Origin of the sequence: Flavobacterium omnivorum (genome assembly GCF_900099915.1) — a bacterium.
GTDB classification, from domain to species: Bacteria; Bacteroidota; Bacteroidia; order Flavobacteriales; family Flavobacteriaceae; genus Flavobacterium; species Flavobacterium omnivorum.
In genome coordinates this window covers 56,383-68,980 of the sequence record NZ_FNDB01000018.1, presented here as the reverse complement: position 1 = coordinate 68,980, position 12,598 = coordinate 56,383, and the positions used below count along the sequence as shown (strand labels likewise).

The window sequence follows — 12,598 nt, the reverse complement described above, 5'->3', positions numbered from 1 at the left end:
AAAGCGAATTGGTTAAACAAGCGACAATTGAATTACTCCAGAACTGGAAGCCGTATTTGTTTACATTAACATCCGACAATGGAAAAGAGTTTGCAATGCATCAAGAAATCGCAACAGCATTAGAAATCGACTTCTATTTTGCAAATCCTTACAGTCCTTGGGAACGTGGGGCAAATGAAAATCTAAATGGACTTATAAGGCAGTATATACCCAAATCGACCTCTTTTGAAGAAATAACCATCGAAAGAATTATAGAAATACAAGAAAAATTAAATAACCGTCCGAGAAAAAGATTTAATTTTGAAACACCAAATTATATGTTTAACCAAAAAGTTGCATTAGTAACTTGAATCCAGCATGTTTTACTTTCAAATCGTTGAAAGTAAAATTATCTGAGCCATTAGTTTTTGTTTCTTCAATTTTATACTGTGTGGTATCAAAATCTTCTGTTTTGAATGTTTTTTTTATAAAAATCAATACTAGAGTTTACAACAATACGATTTAATCAAGCGACAAAAGAAACTTTTTGCTTGTAATCGTTTATGTTATAGAATGCCTTCAGAAAACCATCTTGGATACCATCTTCTATGTAATGGGCATCTTTAATAATGCGATTATAAGCTTCGCACTGTGCTTTATGATTTTTTTGCTTGCAAAGCAAAATCAATTCTTGGATGTTTTGATAGGCTAAACTCAAACAATTAATCAGGATTTATAATAAACACGAGTAATTTAGGACTATGTTTCACTTTTAGGAAAATAAAACTAAATTTTAATTTTATGTAATCCCGAATAGGTTTAGTTCTTGTTACAGTTGCAGTTTAAATAATACTTTTTTATAAAAAATAGAATTAATACCGTTTCTTTTGGCACAAAGATTGACTCTTTTAAGGTTATGCAAATTTTGAAAATTAAAGATTGTTTTTATCTTCAAAGACTCTTTTGAAATCCTATATTTGCTTAAAGGATTAATTTTTTAATGACAAAAAGACTTAAATAATACTATGTCAAATCATAAAATACTTACTATTGACAATCTGTCACTTCAGGAATTTGATTCGGAAGCAGATTTAATTCCACTTTTGACTCCAGAGGACGAGGAGGAAATGAATAATGAGGCATTACCTGAATTATTAGCGATCTTGCCATTGCGAAATATGGTTTTATTTCCAGGTGTTGTCATACCAATTACAGCAGGACGAGATAAATCAATCAAATTAATAAACGATGCTAACGCAGCGGGTAAAACTATTGGTGTTGTTGCCCAAATTAATGAGGAAGATGAAGATCCAACAAAAGCAGATATACATAAAATAGGCACTGTGGCTCGCATTTTACGAGTACTAAAAATGCCGGACGGAAATATTACTGTAATTCTTCAGGGTAAAAAGCGTTTCGAAATTGATACTGTTTTAGAGGAATTACCTTATTTAACAGCAAAAATCAAAGAGGTTCCTGAAAAGCGACCGAAAAAAAGTGATACCGAGTTTGTAGCTATTCTAGATTCTGTGAAAGAATTAGCGATTCAAATTATTAAAGAAAGTCCAAACATTCCTAGCGAAGCAACCTTTGCCATTAAAAATATCGAAAGTCAATCCTTCTTGATCAATTTTGTTACTTCAAACATGAATTTATCAGTTAAAGAGAAACAAGATTTATTAGCGATTAATGAATTGAAAGAAAGAGCTTTAGAAACGCTTCGTTATATGAATATTGAGTTGCAAAAACTCGAATTGAAAAATGATATTCAGTCTAAAGTTCGTTTTGATTTAGACCAACAACAACGTGAATATTTCCTGCACCAACAAATGAAAACCATTCAAGAAGAATTGGGTGGCGTTTCTCAGGAAGAGGAAATGGACGAAATGATGCAAAAGTCTTTGATCAAGAAATGGGATGAGAAAACCAAAAAACATTTTGATAAAGAATTATCAAAAATGCGTCGTATGAATCCACAAGCACCTGATTTTGGTATTCAAAGAAACTATTTAGAGCTGTTCTTAGATTTGCCTTGGAATGAATATTCTAAAGATATTTTTGACTTAAAACGTGCTCAGAAAATATTAGATAGAGATCATTTTGGGCTTGAAGATGTGAAGAAAAGAATGATTGAACATTTGGCAGTTTTAAAATTGCGAAATGACATGAAATCTCCTATCATTTGTTTAACAGGGCCTCCGGGTGTGGGTAAAACATCCATAGGACGCTCTATTGCAGAGGCTTTAGGTAGAGAATATGTACGAATTTCATTGGGAGGTTTACGCGATGAATCAGAGATTCGTGGACACAGAAAAACGTATATTGGTGCTATGCCAGGGCGAATTATCCAGAGCTTAAAAAAAGCGGGAACATCAAACCCTGTTTTTGTTTTGGATGAAATCGATAAATTATCAAATAGTAATCAAGGTGATCCATCATCGGCATTATTGGAAGTTTTAGATCCAGAGCAAAACAATTCATTTTATGATAATTTCCTTGAAATGGGATATGACTTATCAAAAGTGATGTTTATCGCAACTTCAAATACGATGTCCTCCATTCAGCCGGCCTTAAGAGATAGAATGGAAATTATTAAAATGTCAGGATACACCATTGAAGAAAAGGTAGAAATTGCGCGCCAACATTTGTTTCCAAGACAATTGAAAGAACACGGTTTAACGCCTAAAGAGCTAACCATTGGGAAAAAACAATTAGAAAAAATTGTTGAAGGATATACACGTGAATCTGGTGTTCGTGGTTTAGAAGCTAAAATTGCTCAAGTAATCCGTAACGCAGCCAAATCAGTTGCGATGGAAGAGGAGTATAATAAAAAAGTAACGGACGAAGATATCATAAAAACACTTGGTGTTCCAAGATTAGAAAGAGACAAATACGAGAACAATGACGTTGCCGGTGTGGTAACTGGTTTGGCTTGGACCTCTGTTGGTGGTGATATTTTGTTTATCGAATCGTTGCTTTCTCCTGGAAAAGGAACCATGACTATTACCGGAAATTTAGGTACAGTCATGAAAGAATCGGCAACCATTGCTTTAGAATATATTAAGGCTAATGCAAAACTTTTAGGATTGGACTCCGAGATTCTTTCTAAGTATAATATTCACTTACACGTTCCGGAAGGAGCCACTCCAAAAGACGGTCCAAGTGCCGGAATTGCAATGTTAACGTCATTAGTTTCATTGTTTACACAAAAACGAGTAAAGAAAAACTTAGCGATGACAGGAGAAATCACGTTGCGTGGAAAAGTTTTGCCAGTAGGGGGAATCAAAGAAAAGATTTTGGCAGCCAAAAGAGCGAATATCAAAGAAATTATTCTGTGTCATGAAAATAAGAGTGATATTGATGAAATAAAACCTGAATATCTGGAAGGACTTTCTTTTCATTATGTAAAAGAAATGAGCGAAGTATTAAAATTTGCTTTGACCGATCAGAAAGTAAAAAACGCGAAGGATTTGTAATAAAATACAACTCAGAAATAACTAAAATCCAAATTTCAAAACTTGATTATCAAGAGATGGAATTTGGATTTTTTATTTGCAATTACGAGTTTCAAAGTTGCGATTTATTGTATTTATAATTTTATCTTCGCAGTTGCGTTTTTATTTTACACCCACTGCAATTTAAAGCATGTTAAAAAAACTTCTATTATACTGTTTCCTCATTATTTGTGCTGTTTCTTACGGTCAAATAGGAGGGAAGTATACTTATCAGTTTTTGAATTTGGTTACTTCGCCAAGACAGGCAGCTTTAGGCGGAAAAGTAATCACGATTTATGATGATGACGTCAATCAAGCGCATTTTAATCCCGCAACCATAAATGCTGAAATGGACAACCATCTGGCTCTAAATTATGGGAGTTATTTTGGGGAAGTGACATATGGAACTGCTGCTTATGCGTACACTTATGACCGACATTTGCAAACTTTTCAGGCTGGTGTAAATTATGTAAACTACGGTAATTTTGAAGGCTTTGACGAAAATGGTCAGCCTACATCGGCATTTACCGGTAGCGAAATAGCACTTTCTTTTGGCTATGCCTACAATATTCCGTATACGGATATTCATATAGGAGCCAGTGCAAAATTGATTTCCTCTAGTTTGGAAAGCTATCATTCCTTTGGAGGAGCTTTAGACATTGGTGCTTTATTTATTGATGAAAGAAATGATGTAAATTGGGCTTTAGCAATACGGAATATCGGAACTCAGTTTTCAACTTATAATGGGACTAATGAGAAACTACCTCTTGAAATCATAGCTGGAGTTTCACAGGAATTGGAAAATGTACCTATTCGGTGGCACCTTACCTTAGAAAATTTACAGCAATGGAATATTGCTTTTTCAAATCCAGCCAGAGCAGAATCCTCTTTTGATGGCGAATCCACCGAAGAAAAAGTGTCCTTTATTAATAATGCATTACGACACGTAATTGTGGGTGTTGAACTCTTTCCTAAAAAATCGTTTAATCTGCGGCTCGGTTATAATTTTAGAAGAGCCGAAGAATTGCGACTTTTAGAACAACGAAATTTCTCAGGTGTCTCTCTGGGTTTTGGGCTTAAAATGAATAAACTGAAATTCAATTATTCGTATTCCAGATATACATTAGCCGGAAATACAAGTCTTTTTGGGTTAACAGTGAATTTTCAATAATAATTTTGACATAACATAGAACTTTAAATTTTACATTTTGAATAAAAAAATTACTATCGCAATAGATGGATTTTCATCTACCGGAAAAAGTACTTTAGCCAAGCAACTCGCTAATAATTTAGGATACGTATACGTTGACACTGGAGCGATGTATCGTGCCGTTACATTTTTTGCGATGCAAAACGGTTACATAAATGTGGAATCTTTTGATAAACAAACCTTGATTAATAGTTTGCCAAATATAAAATTGCAATTCAAATTTAATGCTGATTTGGGTTTTGCAGAAATGTATTTAAATGATGTGAATGTTGAAACCGAAATCAGAACGATTGAAGTTTCTAATTTTGTTAGCAAAGTTGCAGAAGTTTCTGAGGTTCGCGCCAAATTAGTCGAACAGCAAAAAGAAATGGGAAAAGACAAGGGAATTGTAATGGATGGAAGGGATATTGGTACCGTTGTTTTTCCAGATGCAGAGTTAAAAATATTCATGACTGCCAGCGCAACCACAAGGGCGCAAAGACGTTACGATGAATTGGTTGCAAAAGGCGATAAGGTCACATTTGAAGAAGTTCTCAAAAATGTGGAAGAGCGCGATTACATAGATACGCACCGCGAAGATTCTCCTTTAGTCATGGCTGAAGATGCTATTGAGATTGATAATTCACATTTGAATCGAGAGGAACAATTTGCACTTGTTTTAGATTTAGTAGACGATATGACTAAAACGTTATAATTATTTGCAGATTTCATTTTTAATAGTAGATTTACGCCTTGTAAATTTTTTAAAGTAAAAAAACAATTCATCTCATGGGAATTAAAAATAGATTGGTAATAATGAGTTTTCTTCAGTTTTTTGTTTGGGGAGCTTGGTTGATTACAATTGCAAATTACTGGTTTGGGACAATGCAATGGGATGGGACACAATTTGGATTGGTTTTTGGTACGATGGGAATTGCTTCTTTGTTTATGCCAACACTAACTGGTATTATTGCTGATAGATGGATAAATGCTGAAAAATTATACGGAGCGCTACACATTTTATATGCAGCGGTTTTATTTTACATACCACAAGTTTCCACGCCCGAAACCTTTATTTACATTATGCTTTTGGCCATGTGTTTTTATATGCCAACAATTGCCTTGAGTAATTCTATTTCCTACACGGCCCTTAAGTTAAACAACAAAGATGTTATCAAGAATTTCCCTCCTATACGGGTTTGGGGAACAGTTGGTTTTATTGTAGCTATGTGGATTACAAATTTAACAGGAAATAAAGCAACAGAATATCAGTTCTATATAGCAGGTTTAGCCGCTGTGGTATTGGGAATTTATTCCTTTACATTGCCAGAATGTAAGCCACAACGTTTATCAAAAGAGAATGCGTCATTAATGGAAACAGTAGGTCTGGAGTCTTTCAAGTTGTTTGCCGATTATAAAATGGCTTTGTTTTTTATTTTCTCCATGTTTTTAGGTGGAGCATTGCAACTTACGAACGCCTATGGTGATGTTTTCTTAGATGAGTTTAAGCATTTTCCAAAATATGCCGATTCGTTTGTTGTGGAATATTCAACAATTATAATGTCAATTTCTCAAATTTCAGAGACCTTATTTATTCTTGCCATTCCTTTTTTTCTTAAACGTTTTGGTATTAAACAAGTGATGTTAATCAGTATGCTGGCTTGGGTACTTCGTTTTGGATTGTTTGCTTACGGAAACCCAACAACTGGTTTGTGGATGATTGTTATGTCATGTGTGGTTTACGGAATGGCTTTTGATTTCTTTAATATTTCAGGATCTTTATTTGTAGAAACCAACACCGATCCAAAAAACAGATCGTCAGCACAAGGTTTATTTATGATGATGACTAATGGTTTTGGAGCAGTCTTAGGGAGTTTCACTTCTGGATGGGCGATCGATAAATATTTTACTAAATCATTTACTAATACAACGGACTTAGCTGGTTTTCTAGAAACAGAAACGACCAATTCGAAAATGTTAGAATTTGTTGCAAGCCAGGGTAATGCGATAGGAGCAGATGGCTTGTTTAGCAAAGCTATTTTAATGAAAGATTGGCATACGATCTGGTTGGCTTTTGCCATGTACGCGCTGGTCATTGCAATTGTATTCGCTGTTTTGTTCAAGCACAAACACAATCCACTTGTTGTCGAAAATATAAGTCACTAACAAACGGTAGAAAATAAATAGAACCCGATAACTCTAAAATAGTTATCGGGTTTTTTTGTCTTGAAAAACCAATTGAAGTTGAATAGCTCCGATTGCAGTGGAAATCCTCCCGATTTTTTTTTCGGGAGCTTGCAACGGAAAGCGGGAGTAGAGTTCTTAAAAACTACTAAATGTTCTGCTTCTAATAATCAATCGATTATCGCACCATAAATATTTTGCTATTTAATATAAATGTTTTACTTTTGCAGTCCTTTTGGTGAATAAGAGTTTCCTCTAGGGTTCAATTAATTATACAAACAACTTCTGCTGTTTTCTGGCACATTAAGAAACTCGAGAGAATACAGAATACAAATTTTTAATCAGCATGTCTGAACAAGTAAAATCACAAGAAGAGTTTTTAGCAAATTTTAACTGGCACAACTTTGAAGAAGGTATTGATGCAGTTGATCAAAAAAACTTACAAGAATTCGAAGAACTAGTTTCAAAAACATTTATCGCTACGGATCAAGAAGAAGTGGTTGATGGTACAGTTGTTAGAATTACAGATAGAGACGTTATTGTTGATATCAACGCAAAATCGGAAGGTGTTATTTCATTGAACGAATTCCGTTACAACCCAGCATTAAAAGTAGGTGATACTGTTGAAGTATTAATTGATATCCGTGAGGATAAAACAGGTCAATTAGTATTATCTCACCGTAAAGCACGTACTATCAAATCATGGGATAGAGTTATTTCGGCTAACGAAACAGGTGAAATCGTTAATGGTTTTGTTAAATGCAGAACTAAAGGTGGTATGATCGTTGACGTTTTCGGAATTGAAGCGTTCTTACCAGGATCTCAAATTGATGTTAAGCCAATTAGAGATTACGATGTATACGTTAACAAAATGATGGAATTCAAGGTTGTGAAAATTAACCACGAATTTAAAAACGTAGTTGTATCTCACAAAGCGCTTATTGAAGCGGATATCGAAATCCAGAAAAAAGAAATCATCGGTCAATTACAAAAAGGACAAGTATTAGAAGGTGTTGTTAAAAACATTACTTCTTATGGTGTCTTTATTGACTTAGGTGGAGTTGATGGATTGATTCACATTACTGACCTTTCTTGGTCAAGAATCAACCACCCATCTGAAGTATTGGAATTAGATCAAAAATTAAATGTTGTAATCCTTGATTTCGATGATGAGAAAACAAGAATTCAATTAGGATTGAAACAATTAAACGCTCACCCTTGGGATGCTCTAGATGCTAAATTAGCAATTGGAGACAAAGTAAAAGGTAAAGTAGTTGTAATCGCTGATTACGGTGCTTTCATCGAAGTTGCTGAAGGTGTTGAAGGCTTAATCCACGTTTCTGAAATGTCTTGGTCTACTCATTTACGTTCTGCTCAAGATTTCGTAAAAGTAGGTGATGTTGTTGAAGCTGTTATCTTAACATTAGATAGAGATGACCGTAAAATGTCATTAGGTATCAAACAATTGTCTCAAGATCCTTGGACAGATATCACTTCTAAATATCCTGTAGGTTCTAAACATTCAGGTATCGTTAGAAACTTTACAAACTTTGGTATCTTCGTAGAATTAGAAGAAGGAATTGATGGATTAATTTACATCTCTGACTTATCTTGGACTAAGAAAATCAAACACCCATCTGAATTTGTAAATGTTGGTGAAAAATTAGACGTAGTAGTATTAGAATTAGATGTTGATGGACGTAAATTATCTTTAGGTCACAAACAAACTACTGCTAATCCTTGGGATCAGTATGAAGGTTCTTTCGCTGTAGGAACTATCCACAACGGTGAAATTTCTGAAATTGTTGACAAAGGAGCTACTGTAGAATTTGGAGATGATATCGTTGCTTTCATTCCTACTCGTCACCTTGAAAAAGAAGACGGTAAGAAATTGAAAAAAGGAGAATCAGCTGATTTCAAAGTAATTGAATTCAACAAAGAATTTAAAAGAGTAGTTGCCTCTCACACTGCTATCTTCCGTGAAGAAGAAGAGAAAAATGTGAAAACTGCTACTGAAAACACTTCATCTAACTCATCTACAAACGCACCAGCTGCAACTTTAGGAGACAACAATGATATGTTAGCTGCATTGAAAGCTAAAATGGAAAAATCAGAGAAAAAATAATTTCTTAAAATTTTTTAAATAGAGAAAGCCTCACAGCAATGTGAGGCTTTTTTTTGCTTTATAAATTGGTGTTTTAATTTTTAGGAGCATTACAATTGATTTTCATTTCACTATTCCTCCCGCTTTTCGCAGTATCTTATCATTGTGCAGCACATCTAACTTACAATAGAAAATTATAAAAGCACAATAAAAAGGATACTTGCTTCAATCGGGGCTAGTTTACACGTTCTATCTTCATCAGGTTATCAAAAAAAACAATGTTGTTATTTTACTAAAGGTTAATTTTTTATGAATTATTTTCATTTTTTTAAAACCAAATCTGTTCTTTATGCGTAAATGCTTTTATATAACTTTAAAAAATAGATTATTATGAAAACTAGAAAATTTTTATCGATTGCATTTATGGCATTAGTATTTGGAGCTACTTCTTTTGCTCAAAAAACAGTAATGGTTGGTGGAGCAGCAATGTACCCTTCAAAAAACATTGTTGAAAATGCAGTAAACTCTAAAGATCACACTACGCTTGTTGCAGCCGTTAAAGCCGCAGGATTAGTAGAAACATTACAAAGTAAAGGACCTTTTACAGTTTTTGCACCAACAAATGCTGCTTTTGCTAAATTACCAATGGGAACTGTTGAAACGTTATTACAACCTGAAAACTTAAAAATGTTGCAAACAATCCTTACTTACCACGTAGTTGCAGGAAAAATGAACGCTTCTGATATAGCAAAAGCTATTAAAAAAGGAAAAGGTAAAGCAACTTTGAAAACGGTTAGCGGTGGAACACTTACGGCTTGGATGAAAGGGAAAAACTTATATATTACTGATGCGAATGGTGGAAAATCTAAAGTTACAATAGCAGATGTAAACCAATCGAATGGTGTGATTCACGTTGTTGACGCTGTAGTATTGCCAAAACAATAATTTAAGATTAGAGGTTGATATTTTGTTAGTCTTAAAAGCTCTGCTACTAGTAGGGCTTTTTTGTATAAAAAAATTCCCAATTCTAAATCTAGAATTGGGAATTAATATTATAAATAAAGGGCTATTATCGTAAGCTAGCTCCAAGTTCAGTTTCAAAATTCTTTTTCAGCTTGCTCATAATTTTATCAATTTGAACATCTGTTAATGTTTTTGAATGGTCCTGAATGGTGAAACTCAACGCATACGATTTTTTTCCTTCGGGAAGATTTTGTCCTTCGTACACATCAAATAAATTAATATCTTTTAACAGTGCTTTTTCCGTTTGACAGGCAATCGTGTAAATACGATCATAAGTTACACTTTGGTCAATCAATAAAGCCAAATCTCTGCGAACTTCTGGATATTTAGGAATCTCAGTGTATTTTATTTTGCTTGAAAGCAATTTTAAAATTAAGTTCCAATTAAAATCTGCAAAAAACACTTCCTGTTTGATTCCAAAATGTTTTAAAATTGATTTTTTTACGACTCCTAATTCTACTAAAATTTCGTTTCCAACGCTAATCGCAATGCCTTCAGAAAATACATCTGAAGTTACTGGAACATTTTGTGTTTTTTGAATGCCTAAACGAGAAAGAATTCCATTTGCAAACCCTTTAAATAAAAAGAAATCGGAAGGTTTTTGAGTTGTGGTCCAGTTTTCCTGATTTCTGCTACCAGTAAGGAATAAGCTTAAATGCTTTTTTTCTTCGTAACCAGCAAGGTAGTTATGATATGTTTTTCCAAACTCGAATAATTTCAAATCGGCATTTTTACGATTGATATTATACGATACTGCTTCCAATCCTGAAAATAGCAAGGACTGTCGCATTGTAGACAAATCAGCACTTAAGGGATTTAACATTGTCACATTGTTTGTTGGATTCAAATCCTCTGAAAGTCCAACGTAAGAGGCTGTAGTTAATGAATTTGCCATCATTTCATTGAATCCCTGAGAATTTAATTGTGAGGCAATCAAATTTTGTATTTTGTAATCTTCGTTTCTAGGCGAATTAGAAACCGTAGCATTTAATTTTTTAGAAAAATTAATATTGTTGTAGCCATATACTCTTAATATTTCTTCTATAACATCTATTTCTCTTTGTACATCAACGCGGTATGCAGGGATTGTTAATCCTAATCCAGCATCTGAGACACTATTCACTTTGATATCTAAAGAAACTAATATTTTTTTTATCGTATCTTTTTGTAATTCTTCCCCGATAATTTTTGCGACTTTACTAAAGTTTAAGAATACGCTGAAATCTTCTATTTTCTTTGGATAGACATTAAAAACGTCAGATGTTATCTCTCCACCTGCCACTTCTTGTATTAGTAACGCAGCACGTTTTAAGGCATATTCCGTTATAGTAGGGTCAATTCCTCTTTCAAAACGGAAAGAAGCATCTGTATTTAATTGATGTCTTTTTGCAGTTTTACGAATACTTACCGGATTGAAATAAGCACTTTCTAAAAATATAGAATTTGTACTTTCAGAAACTCCAGATTTTTTACCACCAAAAACACCGGCAATGCATAATGGACCTTTTTCGTCACAAATCATTAAATCTTCTTCGTGTAAAGTTCTTTCAACATCATCAAGGGTAATGAATTTTGTGCCTGCAGGAAGCGTTTGCACTATTATTTTACCATTAATTTTTGCTGCATCAAAAGCATGGAGTGGTTGTCCTAATTCATGTAAAACATAATTAGTAACATCTACAATATTATTTTTTGGATTTAATCCAATAGCTTTCAATCTGTTTTGCAACCAGGCAGGAGATGGTTTTACTTCGATTCCAGAAATAGTTACACCGCAATAACGAGGGGCAAGTTTAGGTTCTTTTACATCGATGTCAATTTTCAAAGTTCTTTTATCTACTCTAAAATTACTAACTGATGGGGTAATTAATTCTACGTTTACACCACTTTGTAAAAGTCCGGCTCTTAAATCTCTAGCTGTTCCTAAGTGGCTCATGGCATCAGCACGGTTAGGAGTAAGTCCGATTTCAAAAACTTCATCATCTTCAATTTTAAAGACGGTTGCAGCAGGTGTTCCTGGTACTAATGCATCGTCTAAAATCATAATGCCATCATGGCTTTCGCCAAGACCAATTTCATCTTCTGCACAAATCATTCCATGACTTTCCTGTCCGCGTATTTTTCCTTTTTTTATCGAAAAAGCAACTCCTGCTGCATCATATAATGTAGTTCCGATGGTAGCGACCGGTACTTTTTGACCAGCAGCAACATTATTGGCACCACATACAATTTGTACAGGAATACCATTGCCTAAATCTACGGTGGTTATTTTTAGTCTGTCAGCATCAGGATGTTGGATGCAGGTAAGTACATGCCCTACAACAATACCTTCTAATCCGCCTTTTACGGATTGGTATTTTTCTACTATTTCCACTTCCAAACCTAAGTCCGTAAGTAATGCAGCAGTTTCATCGGATTTCCAGTCTATTTTGATGAATTGTTTTAACCAGTTGTAAGATATTTTCATTTTATGTTTTTTTCAAGATTGCAAATATAAGGATTGCAGGTTGGAGAAAGAAACAATTTTTTTTGTTTTTTATAATTGATTTGCAGTAGTAAGCACGTGTAAGAAATGTTAATTTGGCATCATTAATTATAAATAAATGTGAAATAAATAATAAAATT

At 33.9% G+C, this 12,598-nt stretch carries 9 protein-coding genes; 7 read left to right on the top strand and 2 right to left on the bottom strand.

Annotated features, from left to right (window positions below):
* A partial coding sequence (locus BLS90_RS14095; RefSeq protein WP_139171435.1) for an IS30 family transposase occupies window positions 1-350 on the top strand: 350 nt, incomplete at its 5' end.
* A 155-nt stretch (window positions 351-505) separates the two neighbouring features.
* Here the strand turns inward: BLS90_RS14095 and BLS90_RS14090 are convergent.
* On the bottom strand, window positions 506-697 hold the full coding sequence (locus BLS90_RS14090) for an RNA polymerase sigma factor (RefSeq protein ID WP_091258749.1): 192 nt from the start codon (window positions 695-697) through the stop codon (window positions 506-508).
* Window positions 698-1,004: 307 nt separating this feature from the next.
* Between BLS90_RS14090 and lon the strand changes: the two genes are divergently transcribed.
* From lon to BLS90_RS14060, 6 genes are all read left to right on the top strand, one after another.
* Window positions 1,005-3,455 carry an endopeptidase La gene (gene lon, locus BLS90_RS14085; RefSeq protein ID WP_091258748.1) on the top strand — a complete coding sequence of 817 codons (2,451 nt, stop codon included), beginning with the start codon at window positions 1,005-1,007 and terminating at the stop codon, window positions 3,453-3,455.
* A 169-nt stretch (window positions 3,456-3,624) separates the two neighbouring features.
* Entirely contained in the window at window positions 3,625-4,644 is a 1,020-nt protein-coding gene (gene porQ, locus BLS90_RS14080; RefSeq protein WP_091258746.1) for a type IX secretion system protein PorQ, read from the top strand.
* 37 nt (window positions 4,645-4,681) lie between these two features.
* Entirely contained in the window at window positions 4,682-5,377 is a 696-nt protein-coding gene (cmk, locus tag BLS90_RS14075; protein ID WP_091258744.1) for a (d)CMP kinase, read from the top strand.
* Between the two features lie 74 nt (window positions 5,378-5,451).
* Window positions 5,452-6,828 (top strand): nucleoside permease, encoded by a 1,377-nt coding sequence (locus tag BLS90_RS14070; RefSeq protein ID WP_091258742.1) that lies wholly within the window; start codon window positions 5,452-5,454, stop codon window positions 6,826-6,828.
* 364 nt (window positions 6,829-7,192) lie between these two features.
* Window positions 7,193-8,971: a 30S ribosomal protein S1 gene (gene rpsA, locus BLS90_RS14065; protein ID WP_091258740.1), complete on the top strand. Its 1,779-nt coding sequence runs from the start codon at window positions 7,193-7,195 to the stop codon at window positions 8,969-8,971.
* A 369-nt stretch (window positions 8,972-9,340) separates the two neighbouring features.
* On the top strand, window positions 9,341-9,895 hold the full coding sequence (locus tag BLS90_RS14060) for a fasciclin domain-containing protein (RefSeq protein ID WP_091258738.1): 555 nt from the start codon (window positions 9,341-9,343) through the stop codon (window positions 9,893-9,895).
* Window positions 9,896-10,019: 124 nt separating this feature from the next.
* On the opposite strand, the gene pheT is transcribed toward BLS90_RS14060, so the two are convergent.
* Window positions 10,020-12,440 (bottom strand): phenylalanine--tRNA ligase subunit beta, encoded by a 2,421-nt coding sequence (pheT, locus tag BLS90_RS14055; RefSeq protein ID WP_091258736.1) that lies wholly within the window; start codon window positions 12,438-12,440, stop codon window positions 10,020-10,022.
* Between the last annotated feature and the right edge of the window lie 158 nt (window positions 12,441-12,598).